13 protein-coding genes and 1 tRNA gene are annotated in these 14,741 nt (G+C 40.1%); 6 read left to right on the top strand and 8 right to left on the bottom strand.

Translation table 11 applies throughout. The features are described 5' to 3' along the window. Window positions 1-68: 68 nt before the first annotated feature. The 4 genes from C9J46_RS03290 to C9J46_RS03275 all read right to left on the bottom strand — a co-directional run bounded on the left by C9J46_RS03290 (window position 69) and on the right by C9J46_RS03275 (window position 5,742). Window positions 69-142 (bottom strand) — tRNA-Cys (locus tag C9J46_RS03290). 213 nt (window positions 143-355) lie between these two features. Then, window positions 356-1,474 (bottom strand): carboxynorspermidine decarboxylase, encoded by a 1,119-nt coding sequence (gene nspC / locus C9J46_RS03285; RefSeq protein WP_255419019.1) that lies wholly within the window; start codon window positions 1,472-1,474, stop codon window positions 356-358. Window positions 1,475-1,547: 73 nt separating this feature from the next. Next, window positions 1,548-2,792 (bottom strand): carboxynorspermidine synthase, encoded by a 1,245-nt coding sequence (locus C9J46_RS03280; RefSeq protein ID WP_107290558.1) that lies wholly within the window; start codon window positions 2,790-2,792, stop codon window positions 1,548-1,550. A 40-nt stretch (window positions 2,793-2,832) separates the two neighbouring features. Next, window positions 2,833-5,742: a pyridoxal phosphate-dependent class III aminotransferase gene (locus C9J46_RS03275; RefSeq protein ID WP_107290557.1), complete on the bottom strand. Its 2,910-nt coding sequence runs from the start codon at window positions 5,740-5,742 to the stop codon at window positions 2,833-2,835. A gap of 779 nt (window positions 5,743-6,521) precedes the next feature. Here C9J46_RS03275 and nirB point away from each other — a divergent pair. The 4 genes from nirB to cobA all read left to right on the top strand — a co-directional run bounded on the left by nirB (window position 6,522) and on the right by cobA (window position 11,217). After that, window positions 6,522-9,071 carry a nitrite reductase large subunit NirB gene (gene nirB / locus C9J46_RS03270; protein WP_107290556.1) on the top strand — a complete coding sequence of 850 codons (2,550 nt, stop codon included), beginning with the start codon at window positions 6,522-6,524 and terminating at the stop codon, window positions 9,069-9,071. Next, on the top strand, window positions 9,068-9,394 hold the full coding sequence (gene nirD / locus C9J46_RS03265; RefSeq protein ID WP_107206345.1) for a nitrite reductase small subunit NirD: 327 nt from the start codon (window positions 9,068-9,070) through the stop codon (window positions 9,392-9,394). Before nirB ends, nirD begins: the two co-directional genes overlap by 4 nt. Window positions 9,395-9,507: 113 nt before the next feature. Further along, entirely contained in the window at window positions 9,508-10,323 is an 816-nt protein-coding gene (nirC, locus tag C9J46_RS03260; protein WP_107246040.1) for a nitrite transporter NirC, read from the top strand. Window positions 10,324-10,362: 39 nt separating this feature from the next. After that, complete coding sequence (gene cobA, locus C9J46_RS03255; protein WP_107290555.1) at window positions 10,363-11,217, top strand: uroporphyrinogen-III C-methyltransferase; 855 nt, start codon at window positions 10,363-10,365, stop codon at window positions 11,215-11,217. Between the two features lie 89 nt (window positions 11,218-11,306). Here the strand turns inward: cobA and C9J46_RS03250 are convergent, their stop codons facing one another. The 4 genes from C9J46_RS03250 to C9J46_RS03235 all read right to left on the bottom strand — a co-directional run bounded on the left by C9J46_RS03250 (window position 11,307) and on the right by C9J46_RS03235 (window position 13,415). Further along, window positions 11,307-11,711: an MAPEG family protein gene (locus tag C9J46_RS03250; RefSeq protein ID WP_107290554.1), complete on the bottom strand. Its 405-nt coding sequence runs from the start codon at window positions 11,709-11,711 to the stop codon at window positions 11,307-11,309. A 14-nt stretch (window positions 11,712-11,725) separates the two neighbouring features. Next, a complete protein-coding gene (locus C9J46_RS03245) occupies window positions 11,726-12,013 on the bottom strand; it encodes a putative quinol monooxygenase (protein WP_107290553.1) in 288 nt (95 codons plus the stop codon). Between the two features lie 13 nt (window positions 12,014-12,026). After that, complete coding sequence (locus tag C9J46_RS03240; protein ID WP_107246034.1) at window positions 12,027-12,497, bottom strand: NUDIX pyrophosphatase; 471 nt, start codon at window positions 12,495-12,497, stop codon at window positions 12,027-12,029. 126 nt (window positions 12,498-12,623) lie between these two features. Continuing rightward, a complete protein-coding gene (locus tag C9J46_RS03235; RefSeq protein WP_107246060.1) occupies window positions 12,624-13,415 on the bottom strand; it encodes an SDR family NAD(P)-dependent oxidoreductase in 792 nt (263 codons plus the stop codon). Between the two features lie 177 nt (window positions 13,416-13,592). On the opposite strand from C9J46_RS03235, the gene C9J46_RS03230 reads away from it, so the two are divergent. Then, window positions 13,593-14,348, top strand: a complete 756-nt coding sequence (locus C9J46_RS03230; protein WP_107290552.1) for a siderophore-interacting protein — start codon at window positions 13,593-13,595, stop codon at window positions 14,346-14,348. Between the two features lie 97 nt (window positions 14,349-14,445). Then, on the top strand, window positions 14,446-14,691 hold the full coding sequence (locus C9J46_RS03225) for a hypothetical protein (protein WP_107206338.1): 246 nt from the start codon (window positions 14,446-14,448) through the stop codon (window positions 14,689-14,691). Window positions 14,692-14,741 lie beyond the last annotated feature (50 nt).

The raw sequence follows: 14,741 nt of genomic DNA, 5'->3' as shown, positions 1-14,741 counted from the left end.
TGACCTCAACCTTGGCAAGGTTGCGCTCTACCAGCTGAGCTAGTGTCGCATAGATTCTCATAAGAGAATGGAGGCGCGTCCCGGAGTCGAACCGAGGTCCACGGATTTGCAATCCGCTGCATAGCCACTCTGCCAACGCGCCGCAAAATTCCTAAAGAAGTTATCTTCTCCAGAATTTTTTGCCCTCAACGAGTCACCTCGCTGCGGTACGTGGTGTAATTTACTGATTTTACAGAATCAGTCAACGAAAAATTATGACTTTTTATTTAACTGGTTAAATTCCATAACATCGAACCATAAATCAGCCCATAAATGATCAAAAACCAGACAATCTTATTGTTTGAATTTAGTTTGCTTATAAGATTGCAGATCGCGATAACGATGCAGCAAAATCCTCATAACTAAATTCATTAAGTTTTTCGATACTGCCATTACTGCGACGGCAATAAATACTTGGCATACGCAAACCATTAAACCAATTTAACTTCACCATGGTATAACCTGCGCTGTCTGCAATATGTAATTTCTGTCCAATCGTTAATGGCTGTTCAAAACTGGCAACACAGAATTGATCGCCTGCTAAACAAGAACAGCTGCCAATCACGTATTGATGGCTCCCCTCTTTTGACGATTCTGTGATCGTTGCGGGTTCATTATAAATTAAGGTATCAAGCCGATGCGCTTCTGTCGCACTGTCTACAATGGCAGTTTTCATACCGTTCTCGACAATATCAACCACAGTCACCACTAAGTCAGTCGTTTGGGTAATAATAGCTTCACCCGGCTCAAGATATAACTGAACACTAAAACGCTCTGAAAATGCTTTTAATGCAATAGCTAACTTTTCTAACTCGTAATCAGGCCAAGTAAAGAAAACACCGCCACCTAAACTCACCCAATCAAGTTTTTCAAGATAACGCCCGAAACGTTCTGATATAGAGTCTAATAACGCAATAAACGCATCTGCACTTTTATTTTCACAGTTCATATGAAACATCGCGCCATCGAGTTCATCAAACAGTTCATTTGTTAATAGGTTTTCTTGCACCCCTAGACGCGAATATTGACGAGCAGGATCAGCTAAATCTTGCCCTGCACAACTTATCCCCGGATTTAAACGTAGACCAACAGACGCTTTACCGTCAGCCAAATGGCGATGAGTTTGCAATTGAGAAACAGAGTTGAAAATGATTTTATTACAGTACTGTAGAACATCTTCTACGTCTTCTTGACTATATCCCACACTATAAGCATGCGTTTCACCACCAAACTTTTCAGCACCTAATCTAACCTCAAACGGCCCACTGCTGGTAGTACCATCAAGATAAGGCTTCATGACATCAAACACGCCCCACGTGGAAAAACATTTTAATGCAAGGACGAGTTTTACTCCGGATAATTGTTTTAACTTTTTAGCTTGTTCTAAATTGTTGATCAGCTTCTGCTCATCAATCATGAAATATGGCGTTTTCAATACGGCTTTCTCTTTTATATAAGTAAGAAAGCGAGCCTGCTTCTATATACAAGCTCGCTTAACTAGCTGTGTCTTATTTCAAGATGTGAATATCAGGCTGACCAACAGGCAATTCTTGAACATGCCAATCTAAACCAATGGTTGGCATTGTTGCTAAGAATGGATCTGGGTCTAGCTGCTCCATATTGAACACACCTTTATCAGCCCACTTGCCATTAAAGAACTGTAATGCGGCAGTAATAGCAGGAACACCCGTTGTGTATGATATTGCTTGATGCTCTACATCGTCATACGCCACTTCATGATCAGCGTTGTTGTAGATAAACACACTGCGCTCTTTGCCCTCTTTCTTTCCTTGTACCCAAGTACCGATACAGGTTTTTCCTGTATAGCCAGGAGCAAGCGATGTTGGATCCGGTAATAACGCTTTAAGAACGTGCAGTGGTTGTACAACAGTACCATCATGCAGCGTGAGTGGATCTGGGCTTAATAAGCCAATATCACGCATACAATTGAAATAATTGAGATATTTATCACCAAAGCCCATCCAAAATTCAATACGTTTTGCTGGAATAAATTCCTGCATTGAACGCACTTCATCATGTGCCATAGAATAAACTTTATGTTTCCCCACCAGCGGGAAATCAAATTCAAGCATACGGCTATGGCAGCCCACTTGTTTCCACTCACCATTTTCCCAATAGAAAGAATCGCCTTGGATTTCTAACATATTGGTTTCTGGATCAAAGTTAGTCGCAAACTTCTTACCGTGATCACCTGCATTGACATCCATTACATCAATGCTGTCGATTTCATCAAACAAATGCTTTACTGCATAAGCTGCAAAAACACTCACTACACCAGGATCAAAACCCGCACCTAAAATGCCTGTAATACCTGCTTGCTTGAATTTCTCACGGTAACCCCATTGCCAATCATAAGCTTGAGGCACTTGCTGACCTTCAGAGCATAAATCAACAGCAACAGAAGTATCGAGATAAGAAACTTTCGCTTGATAGCACGCTTCCATTATCGACATATTGACCCACGGAGGCCCTGCATTAATAACCAAATCAGGTTTCACGTCTTCAATTAAAGCAACTAATGCATCAACATCGTCTGCATTGACAGCACGTGCTTGAATTGTTTTTGTCGGGTCTTTTAAATTATTTTTCTTATCAATCGAGCTAATGATCTTTTCACATTTGCTGATTGTACGGGAAGCTAATGTAATATCACCCAATACATCATTATTCTGCGCCGCTTTATGTGCGACAACCCAGCCAACACCACCAGCACCAATTTGTAAAATAGCCATTATTTATTTCCTTCTAAATTCATTTATCTGTGTGGTTGTCTTACTGAGTTAAAGACAATAGCGATTGACCTAATTGAGAGACTTTATTCAATAAGGTTTTAAAATCGTTAATAGTTAAACACGGGTTTAAAATCGTGAACTTTAATGCCACTTTATCGTCAACAACAGTTTCACCCAGTACAGCTTGTCCTTGTACTAATGCATCTATACGCAATTGTTTATTCAATTGGTTAAGCTGCTGCTCACTTACGTTTGCTCCTTCACCTACAAAACGTAAAAGCACGGTAGATAAAGCAGGATCGGCCAATAACTCAAATTGCGGTTGTTGATTAACTAAATCGGCGACATGCTGCGTTTGATTAATAAGATGGTCGTACATTTCACCTAATGCATCAGCGCCAACGCTTTGCATAGTCATTAACACTTTTAAAGCATCAAAACGCTTAGTTGTTGCTATTGATTTATCCACTAAATTTGGCAGTAAATCATCTTCACGATTAAGATAATCAGCATGGTGGAGCAGGTATTTAAAGTGCGCTTTATCTTTCACTAACACTGCACCACAGCTAATCGGTTGAAAGAAAAGCTTATGAAAATCAACGCTTAAAGAATCCGCTTTTTCAATGCCATGTAATCGACTTTGATGACGACTTAAAATCAGTGCGCCACCGTATGCGCCATCAACATGGAACCAAAGATTGTGACGAGCGGAAATATCTGCCAATCCGGTAAGATCATCAATTGCACCGTGATCTGTTGTCCCAGCAGTGCCAACGACGGCAAATGGAATAAGATCATCGGCTTTTAATGCTTCAATCGTGGTAATCAATGATGCTAATTGAATAGTGCCATCAGGATTGGTATCAACACAGACTACAGATTGTTCACCAAGCCCCATCAACGACGCTGATTTTTGCACCGTGAAATGGGATTTTTTCGAGCATAATATACGTAGTTTATCCGCGTATGATGGCAAACCTTGTTGCTGAATATTATGACCAGAGATTGTGTCGGCCGCCCAATCGCGTGCTAACAATAATCCCATCAGATTGCTTTGTGTTCCCCCACTGGTAAACACACCATCTGCTTGTTGGCCTAATTGATAAACATCGCACAACCAGTCAACAATTTTCTGTTCAACAAACGTTGCTGCACTGGCCTGATCCCATGAATCCATTGACTGATTCAATGCGGCAATAAAAGCTTCTGCTGCAATAGCAGGGATAAGTGGCGGGGTATGCAAATGCGCTATACAGTGTGGATGTTGCACCATAATTGAGTGCTTCGCGATAAGATCGCCTGTTTGATCAATCACGGCATCAAGTGAGGATTGCGGCTGATTTAAATCAATGCCATTAATTAGCGTTTTTAATAATTGAGGATCCATCCCCGAATAAGGCTGATTGGTTTGTTCAAAGACTTTTTTCAGCACTTGAGTCGTTTGATTCAGTGCCGTTTCAAAGCTCTCAGATCCGCCTTTACCCGTTTGAATAAAGTACTCTTTCCAATTAGCTTTATTATCCGACTCTAAAACCAATCCTTGTTCAATCGGTTCAACATGGAGCTCAATAGCCTCTTTAACCGTATTAATAACAAAATCAATTTGTTCAAAGCTAATGATAAGAGGCGGTAAAAAGCGTAATACCGAGCCTTGACGCCCACCTTTTTCAATAATCAAACCGCGCTCTAATGCAGAGCGTTGAATCGCAGCGGTTAACTCAGGATCGGCGATCGGCTCATCAAACTTATTCTTACTACCATCAGATTGGACAATTTCGATGCCCAACATTAAGCCTTTACCGCGCACTTCAGCAATACAGCTTGTTTGTGCTGCCACTTTTTCTAAACCGCGACGCAGATACATACCGGCTTTTTGGGCATGCTCAACTAAACCGTCTCGTTCGATAATTTCTAACGTTTTAGCGCCTGTTGCCATCGCTAACTGGTTGCCACGAAATGTGCCGGTATGCTCTCCAGGGTTCCAACTATCAATCTCTTTATTAAAAACAAGGACTGACATTGGCAAACCACCGCCTACCGCTTTTGATAAACAAAGAATATCTGGCGTGATCCCTGATTCTTCAAACGCAAAATTGTGACCAGTTTTACCAATACCGCATTGGATCTCATCAAAGATAAGTAGAATGCCATGCTCTTGCGTTATTCGACGTAATTCTCGCAGCCAAAAAGCAGGCGCAGGAATAACCCCGCCCTCACCTTGAACAGGCTCTACAATGATGGCTGCAGGTTTTTGGATGCCGCTTTCATCGTCACTCAGCATACGTTCGATATAACGTAAGCTTTGTTTTGCGCCTTCATCGCCAGACAAACCATACGGACAGCGTAATGAATAGGGGAATGGCAGGAAATGTACATCAGCCATTAACCCTTGACGGCGAGATTTCGTGTTTAAATTTCCCATCATAGCCATCGTGCCATTTGTCATTCCATGATAAGCACCATGAAAAGCTGCCATGGTATTTCTACCTGTTGTTTGTTTGGCAAGTTTAATCGCAGCTTCTACCGCATCAGCCCCTGTTGGACCACAAAATTGCACACAGGCATTATTCGCAAACGATTCGGGGAGGAAGTTCAACAATTGCTTAATGAATTTATCTTTAGCAACCGTTGTGATATCGAGAGTTTGATATGGTAGACCTGATTCTAATTGGTCAACAATTGACTTATTAATTTCTGGGTGATTATAGCCAAGTGCTAGTGTTCCTGCCCCAGCTAAGCAATCAATAAATAATTGCCCACGGGTATCTTCAACTAATACTCCTGCCGCTTTCGCTATTGCTAAAGGTAAACGTCTTGGGTATGAACGTACATCCGATTCATAATGCTCTTGGCTTAATAGCAATTCATCAAGCGTTAAGTCATATAAACCATTAACAACAGGCACTGTTGTTGATAGATCAGTGTCGCCAAAATTAAAAAGTGTAGACATATTTCGTTCCTGTCATCACTTAGCTTTTGCACAAAAAACGTAACAAAAGATAAGCAAAAACCATATTAATAACGATATAAATACCGAGTTAAGATTTTTTAAAGATGAAACCACACTCAAAATACAAATATGCAGAAGCAATAAGCACCTGCAGTAATATGCAACTCTATGTTTAGTGTGATTTTTGATCAGGAACGATCAAGGCTCCGTAATAATACGGTATTTCGGTAAATGAAAACCAAAATGAAATGAAAGTGATAATAGATCCACTGTTGGGTCCCTTAAATATGTGTCAGCTATTACAAAACTGAACATCGTATAAATTCCCTTCTATTTATGCTGATAAGCATAAATACCTACTGCGTAATTGCTAGATGAACTACGTTATTATCTTACTCAAGCTAAGACTGGGCAAAAATACCACAACCCATTAATAAAAAACAATATTGAAAAATAAAAAGATACAAACTTTTACAATTAATTATGTTCGAAAATTTAGCCATAATTCGACTGTTACTAGAGCTAAAACAACCTTTAACATTACCCCACAAAAAGCCCAATAAATATAAATATCATTATAATTCAATAAGGTAAAATAATTAACAACATACAAACTAATAGAATCGAAGACGCTTTGTTATAAAATCGTAAATCTAACGTATTGATTTTCTGAAATACCACTAAAGTAGTATTTAGAATGCTACTTGATTTAAATCATATTTCTTCACATTTTGTCTTAATACACTACAACCAATTTAAGGTATGGTGAAGTAGGTTTTATGAGCAAAATTAAATTGGCAATTATCGGCAACGGTATGGTCGGCCACCGTTACATCGAAGAATTAATAGATAGATCGAATATCGAAAACTACGAAGTAACCGTGTTTTGTGAAGAACCCCGTGTCGCATACGACAGAGTACATTTATCTTCTTATTTCTCTCACCATACAGCTGATGAGCTTTCTCTTGTTAAGCAAGGACTTTACGAAAAACATGGAATCAATGTTTTGCTCGGCGAACGCGCCATTAACATTAACCGTGAACAAAAGCTTATTCTCTCTAATTCGGGTCGTGAACTTCGCTACGATAAACTCATCATGGCAACCGGATCTTACCCTTGGGTTCCACCCATTAAAGGTAGCGAAAACAAAGACTGTTTTGTATACCGCACGATCGAAGATCTTAAAGCGATTGAATTAACCGCTAAACGCAGTAAAAGTGGCGTTGTCATCGGTGGCGGTCTACTTGGCTTAGAAGCCGCTGGCGCACTAAAAGCACTGGGCGTTGAAACTCATGTTATTGAGTTTGCTAATGTCCTTATGGCTGAGCAACTTGATCCTCAAGGTGGTCAACAACTACGAAACAAAATAGAACAACTCGGCGTAAATGTTCACACCGGTAAAAATACCCAAGAGATCATCCCTTCCGGTGAAAATGCACGTAATACCCTGCAATTTGCAGATGGCACTTCTCTTGAAGTTGATTTCATCGTGTTCTCTACCGGCATTCGCCCACAAGATAAATTAGCTACACAATGTGGACTAACAACAGGTCAACGTGGTGGTATTGCCATTAATAACGTTTGCCAAACATCAGATGCCGATGTTTACGCCATCGGTGAATGTGCTTCTTGGAATAACATGTTCTTTGGTTTAGTGGCGCCAGGTTACAAAATGGCACAAATCGCGGTTGGTCACTTATTAGGAGAAAAGCAGCAATTTGAAGGTGCTGACATGAGCGCCAAATTGAAGCTACTCGGAGTAAAAGTTGGCAGTATTGGAGATGCTAATGGCCGTACTAAAAACTGTAAAAGCTATGTTTATTTAAACGAACAAGAAGAAGTGTATAAGCGCATTATTGTTTCTGAAGATGGGAAATATCTTCTAGGAGCCGTACTTGTTGGTGATACATCAGATTACGGTAACCTTTTGCAGTTATCGCTAAATAATATTGAGCTACCAGAAAACCCTGACAGTTTAATCTTACCTGCTCATGCGGGTGCAGCAAAACCAGCCATGGGCGTGGAATCCCTACCAGAAAGCGCCGTGATGTGTTCATGTTTTGATGTGACTAAAGGTAAGATTGCAGCAGCGGTTGCTGAAGGACATACGACATTAGGCGAAATCAAAGCCGTTACCAAAGCGGGTACAGGCTGTGGCGGTTGTTTACCTCTTATCACGCAAGTGCTAAACAGCGAACTCGCAAAAGCCGGTATTGCAGTAAATAACCACCTCTGTGAACACCTCGCTTATTCTCGCCAAGAGTTATTCCACTTGATCCGTATTGAAGAGATCAAGTCATTTGATGAACTATTAGCGAAATACGGTAAAGGTTACGGCTGTGAAATCTGTAAGCCAACCGTTGGCTCTATTTTGGCTTCTTGCTGGAATGATTATGTACTAACGCCTCAAAATACCCCATTGCAAGATACCAACGACATTTTCCTTGGCAACATGCAAAAAGATGGCACTTATTCAGTGATCCCTCGTATGGCTGGCGGTGAAGTAACACCAGCAGGATTGCTCGCCGTCGCACAAGTCGCTAATGATTATAATTTATATACCAAAATCACAGGCGCACAACGTATCGGTTTATTTGGCGCACAGAAAGATGATTTACCTGCCATTTGGCAACGTTTAATTGAAGCAGGATTTGAAACAGGCCAAGCCTATGCCAAAGCGCTACGTATGGCCAAAACCTGTGTCGGAAGCACATGGTGCCGTTTTGGTGTGCAAGACAGTGTCGGCTTAGGTGTTGAATTAGAAAACCGCTACAAAGGTATTCGTACCCCTCACAAAATGAAGTTTGGTGTATCAGGTTGTACTCGTGAATGTGCAGAAGCACAGGGCAAAGACTTAGGTCTTATTGCAACAGATGCAGGTTGGAATATGTATGTTGGTGGTAACGGTGGTATGAAACCACGCCATGGTGATTTGCTGGCAGCCGATCTCGACCACGACACCTTAATCAAATATGTTGACCGCTACCTCATGTTCTACGTACGTACAGCTGACAAACTTCAGCGAACATCAACATGGTTAGAAAGCCTTGATGGTGGTGTTGAATACCTTCGTGAAGTGATCATTAACGACAAACTGGGTATTAACGATCAACTTGAAGCTGATATTGAAAAGCTGATTAGCTCTTACCATTGTGAATGGTCAAATACGTTAGATAACGAACAGCAACTAAAACGCTTTAGTCACTTTATTAACAGCGATAAGCGTGATGATAATGTCGTGTTTGTACCTAGCCGTGACCAACATCGTCCTGCATCTAACGAAGAAAAAGCCAACACTTACACCATTTCATTGGAGGAGAATGTATGAGTTCTTGGATCACTGCATGCCAATTAGACGATTTAATCCCTGGTACTGGCGTGTGCGCCCTTATTGAAGACAAGCAAGTTGCCATCTTTCGTCCCGATCATAGCGAACAACTGTTTGCGATAAATAATATGGATCCGTTTTCAAAGTCCAATGTGTTATCTCGCGGGCTTATTTGCCAGCACCAAGATGAATTATGGGTCGCTAGCCCATTAAAAAAACAACGCTTTTCACTGCTTGACGGTCGTTGCTTAGAAAATTCTGCAATGAACATTGAAAGCTACAAAGTCACAGTCAAAGACGGCAATGTGTTAGTCCAACTGTAACGATAAGAATGGGAACTAGCCTCAGTGCTACTTCCCACTTTTTGGCATAAGTAACAAGCCCAGTACCGAACTTATTTATGCCAAAGAGTTTAATTTTATACAGGGACAAAACTATGTACGCAGACACAATTAAAAAATGTTCAGCCAATGCCGCACGTATCGTTGAATTTGCAGATAAGGAAAAATTCGGGTTTTGGTTAAGCTCAGCCATGGCGGGGGCTTATGTTGGTCTTGGCATCATTCTGATTTTCACTTTAGGCAATATGGTTGATCCCTCTATTCGCCCACTTGTTATGGGAGCGACCTTTGGTATTGCTCTTACCCTCGTAATTATTGCGGGCTCTGAGTTATTTACCGGACACACTATGTTTTTAACTTTTGGTGTTAAAACAGGCCAAATCACTGTCGCTGATACACTTCGCGTTTTACCACAAACATGGATGGGAAACTTACTGGGCTCAGTTGGCGTCGCGTTACTGTTTTTCTACGCAGGTGGCGGAAAACTATTACCTGATGCAAATAGCTTATTAAATAACGTCGCTCTTGCAAAAACAGACGCTTCAGCATCGGTACTTTTATTTAAAGGTATTTTATGTAACTGGCTTGTGTGTTTAGCCATTTGGATGTGCCAGCGTGTTGAAGGCTCAGCTAAATTTATTGCTATTTGGTGGTGCTTACTGGCCTTCATCGCATCAGGATATGAGCACTCTATTGCTAACATGACCATCTTTGCTCTTTCATGGTTTGGTCAACATAAGGAAGCATTCACCCTAGCGGGAATTGGTCATAACTTATTCTGGGTAACGCTAGGTAATACAATTTCAGGTGTTGTATTTATGGGCTTAGGCTACTGGTTCGCCACACCGCGTAACCAACGCCCATATTTAGGCTCTGCGCAGAAAACAGAACCGCAACAGCAAGCCGCTTAATTGACAACCTAAAATAAAAATCAGCCTGGAGCTAATAGAATGACAACGAATGAAACTGTGTTTTCACTGCCAACCTCAGAAGAAGAACCTGCTGCTATCGGTAAAGTAATACTTGTAGGTGCGGGTCCTGGTGATCCTGATTTGTTAACAGTAAAAGCATTACGTTGTATTCAACAGGCTGATGTCATTGTCTATGATCGCCTTGTATCTAACGACATTGTTGAACTATTCCCTCAACATTGTGCACGCATTTTTGTGGGCAAAGAAGCAGGAAATCACTGTGTACCGCAAGGTGACATAAACCAAATTCTGGTAACGCAGGCACTCAGCGGAAAATTAGTGGTTAGACTTAAAGGCGGTGACCCGTTTATTTTTGGTCGAGGTGGCGAAGAACTAGAAGCCTTATTGCCGTTTAATATTCCCTTTGAAGTGGTACCTGGTATTACGGCCGCATCAGGTTGTGCGGCTTATTCTGGTATTCCATTAACCCATCGCGATCATGCACAAAGCGTTCAATTTATCACAGGCCATTTAAAAGAAGGGAAAGATCAAATTGACTGGTCATCACTGGCTCGCGCTAACCACACTTTAGTCTTTTATATGGGGTTAAACCAGAGCCATGTTATTCGCCATAAACTCAGTGCGTATGGCATGTCGCTGGCAACACCTATTGCTATTATTGAACGTGGTACCAGTTCACAACAACAAGTACATACTGGTGATTTAGCACACTTAGAGATATTAGCCAAAGAGGCTGAAAGCCCAGCGCTTATTGTGATAGGTAGTGTTACGACCCTCACTCATCGCTTAAATTGGTTTAAAGCAAAACAAGAGATAGAAACACAAAGCTATCCAAAAGTTTATCAATATCAAGTAAACCGTAAGGTAAGCTAACGCAATCAAATAAAAGGCACTAAAGTTTATTACTAGTGCCTTTTTTAATACGTTTGTGACGATCATTTTTACAAGCAAAATAACTCAATTTACAGCCAAGCAATAACTGCAGTAACAAATAGTCCAATAAGCCCCAGTAAACTCACCGCGAAAAAGATACTGCGTAATACTTTTAAATTAAAGTAATAACACAACATATGCCCTATTCGTCCGAATAAATAAACCACAGCGAAGCCATTAATCCAGTGAGCAATGGGCTGAGAAAATAATGCAAACAAAACGAATACAATAAAGATCCCAAGGCTTTCATTACTATTAGCTAATGCTCTATTAGCACGAAATAAAAAGTGTTCATGGTTAGCTTCAATAGTAAAACCAGGGATATGCTTTTGACTAAGAATAGCAATATCTAATACGATTAATTGCAATAGTAACAACAATCCCAAAGAGCCAATAACCCAAATTGTCATTTTATAGGGAAGCAAAAACTCCATTGAATTATCCTTTTCTATTCGTTCTCGGTTTGCCACACCTCATAATGGCGTTCAACATTTGAAGTGACTCTCCCCCATTCAGATGCTTTGACTCGCCTTTGGTGATGTTCGAACGCAGTATTACTAGAAAACTCTTCATAAACATCAAAATAACAAGGAGAATGTGAACGTTGATAAACATTAAACACTAGACAGCCGGGCTCTTGCTTTGTTAATTCGACGTGCTTCTCAAGTGCTTTGCTAACAAGATTAAGTTCTTCTTCAGGAACGACAATAAATCCTTTTAATATCACTTTTCCCATATTTTTAATTTCCTCAATAATCTGGAATGTTCTGCTTAATATCTACTTTAAAAAGAGATTCAATCGGCTTATCAACAAAATAGGCCCATACATGATCAAAAACACGGTGCTGATTGGGAAATGGCGTTAGTGCTTTTGCTTCTTCTAGTGTGCACCATTGATAATCTGTATGTTCGTGATTAAGTGTTACGGCTTGATTTGGAGGGCACATCACCACAAAAACAGGAATAATTTGCAGCACATTAACGTTGGCTTCAAAAAACTGTTGCAGATATTGGGCGTTATAAAGATCTACCACTTCAATTTGGGTCTCCTCTTTAAACTCACGGACAATGGCTTGCCAACCCGTTTCATCACCTTCGATAGAACCGCCAACATGACACCAATATCCACCTTTAACACGCTTCATGAGTAGCATCTTCATCACGCCATCAATTTCTGATAACGCAACGCCCGCTACAATCGAAGAATCAATCGGGATCATCATCACTCCTTAATTTGTTGATCACTACCCTTTTCTAGTTATACACGAATAGTTATAAAAAAACGGCTGCACATTGAGCCGTTTGATCAGTATAGAAAATTAACGTGATGAACTAATAAGTAAAACTCAGAAGCTCACTTTATCTGCATCAAAGTAATAGCGTGCTGGCGCGATATTCATACCACCTGTAACCGGCAAACAAACACCTGTAATAAAACCTGCCAGATCACTTGCTAAGAAACTCACCGCATTAGCAATATCTTCAGGCTCCCCCATACGTTTAATTGGCTGCGTCGCTAAGAAATTATCAATAAACTCTTGGTTTAAATTATTTTTCACAGCATCTGTCGCAATCATTCCTGGTAGTACTGCATTACAACGAATACCAAAACTCGCGTATTGAATCGCGATTTGACGTGTCATATGGTTAATGGCATTTTTTGCCGTGCCGTAAGAGATGCTCGACATTTCAGCACTTAAAGAAGACAGTGATGAGATGTTTACAATGCTCCCACCACCATGTTTAACCATCGTTGGAATAACTGCTTTTGATGGAATAAATACGCTATTTATATTAGCAAGCATATTCTGTTCCCAATCAACCACTTCAGTATGGGCTAAGTCACGATCTTTACGTAAATCTACACCGCCAAAGTTGTTAACCAGCACATCAATCTTTCCTTCTTTTTCAAGAATAGAATCAATCAACGGCGCGTAAGAATCATTATCGAACGCATTAAAAAACATCCCCGTTGCTTTACCGTTATTTTTGGTAATTTCATTAGCCGTCGCTGTTGCCTCATCAATATTCCAATCAGCAACATAGACATTGGCGCCTTGAGAGGCCAATAACTTACTACATGCCTTACCAATTCCTTGTGCGCCAGCTAGTACTAGCACTGTTTTATTTTTAAACATAAACCACCCAATATCGAACAATGTTTTTATTTATTATATCTGTCACTTACAGGGAATAAATATAGATATTCGTTCAAATAATTACTGTTATCCATCTACGTAAAAAATAGTAAATAAAATATCTTATTGCACAGAGCCTTGTTAATATAAATAAAAACCATTCTCAATTGGTGAAACATGAATAACGAAGTAAAAGTAATACACAGCAAAACTATCACAACCAATATGCAACGAATCACCTTACAAGGAGAGTGCTTATCAGCATTTTCTAAGAATAGTGCAGGAAACTACATAAAATTACTTTTTGCTGAAAATGGCAGTACTGATATTAGTCTTGTGCCGAAAGGGCAACGACCAGTGATGCGTACCTATACGATTAGAAAATATATTCCAGAAGAAAATAGTATTGAAGTCGATTTTGTTCGTCATAATACAGATCAAGGCGATCACAGCTATGCCGCTAAATGGGCGAAGCAAGCATCATTAGGCGATAAAATTAGTCTATTAGGCCCGGGGGAAATTAAAGACCTCAATCATGATGCAGATTGGTTTTTTATGGTTGCCGATATGACCGCGCTACCATCATTAACGACAAAAATACAAAGGCTGCCAATAGATGCGAAGGGATACGTCGTTATTCAAGTTATTGATAAAGAGGATATACAGGAATTATCTAAGCCTGAAGATATTAAAGTGATATGGATAACAGCCTCTGAATCGCTAGCAGATACTGCCACATCATTACCTTGGAAAGATGGCAAGGTTTCTGTTTGGTCAGCCTGTGAATTCGATACCATGCGTGAACTACGACAATATTTTCGCAATGAAAAAAACGTTGAAAGAGAGTTCATTTACATTAGCAGTTATTGGAAAAGCGGTGTGTCAGAAGATGGTCACAAAGACATTAAACGCCGAGATGCTATGAACATATGAAAAATATTTAACACTTAATATAAGCAGCAAATGTACCGACGTTTTTAAAGTTATGAACTAGACTAATAAACGAAATCTACTGATAACAGAGGCATTTATGGCTACTCAAAAAACTAAAAGTTCAACGCATGAAAAAATGGAACACCGTTACGATGATGATGTAGAGCATAAACATAATAAAGATCATGAAGAATATCGCGGCCATGAACCCTCTCATGGACATCATATTCACGGTGGAACAGGAGCTGCACATAAAGGTACACATCACCACCATTATACCACTCACCACCACCATCATTATTATGGTCCTGTCACCATTATTAATAGTAACGATGAAGATTAGCTTGCCATTAAGACAAGAAATCAACATGCAGATTATATAATTTCAACAAG

The organism is Photobacterium sp. GB-36 (genome assembly GCF_003026135.1).
Classification (GTDB): Bacteria; Pseudomonadota; Gammaproteobacteria; order Enterobacterales; family Vibrionaceae; genus Photobacterium.
This window is presented reverse-complemented; position numbering and strand designations above follow the sequence as displayed.

What these genes read in the sequence shown, in the direction of transcription:
- C9J46_RS03280 (WP_107290558.1), bottom strand. Translation starts at nt 2,792, where the DNA reads ATGGCTATTTTACAAATTGGTGCTGGTGGTGTTGGCTGGGTTGTCGCA.
- C9J46_RS03275 (WP_107290557.1), bottom strand. Translation starts at nt 5,742, where the DNA reads ATGTCTACACTTTTTAATTTTGGCGACACTGATCTATCAACAACAGTG.
- nirB (WP_107290556.1), top strand. Translation starts at nt 6,522, where the DNA reads ATGAGCAAAATTAAATTGGCAATTATCGGCAACGGTATGGTCGGCCAC.
- nirD (WP_107206345.1), top strand. Translation starts at nt 9,068, where the DNA reads ATGAGTTCTTGGATCACTGCATGCCAATTAGACGATTTAATCCCTGGT.
- nirC (WP_107246040.1), top strand. Translation starts at nt 9,508, where the DNA reads ATGTACGCAGACACAATTAAAAAATGTTCAGCCAATGCCGCACGTATC.
- cobA (WP_107290555.1), top strand. Translation starts at nt 10,363, where the DNA reads ATGACAACGAATGAAACTGTGTTTTCACTGCCAACCTCAGAAGAAGAA.
- C9J46_RS03250 (WP_107290554.1), bottom strand. Translation starts at nt 11,711, where the DNA reads ATGGAGTTTTTGCTTCCCTATAAAATGACAATTTGGGTTATTGGCTCT.
- C9J46_RS03245 (WP_107290553.1), bottom strand. Translation starts at nt 12,013, where the DNA reads ATGGGAAAAGTGATATTAAAAGGATTTATTGTCGTTCCTGAAGAAGAA.
- C9J46_RS03240 (WP_107246034.1), bottom strand. Translation starts at nt 12,497, where the DNA reads ATGATCCCGATTGATTCTTCGATTGTAGCGGGCGTTGCGTTATCAGAA.
- C9J46_RS03235 (WP_107246060.1), bottom strand. Translation starts at nt 13,415, where the DNA reads ATGTTTAAAAATAAAACAGTGCTAGTACTAGCTGGCGCACAAGGAATT.
- C9J46_RS03230 (WP_107290552.1), top strand. Translation starts at nt 13,593, where the DNA reads ATGAATAACGAAGTAAAAGTAATACACAGCAAAACTATCACAACCAAT.
- C9J46_RS03225 (WP_107206338.1), top strand. Translation starts at nt 14,446, where the DNA reads ATGGCTACTCAAAAAACTAAAAGTTCAACGCATGAAAAAATGGAACAC.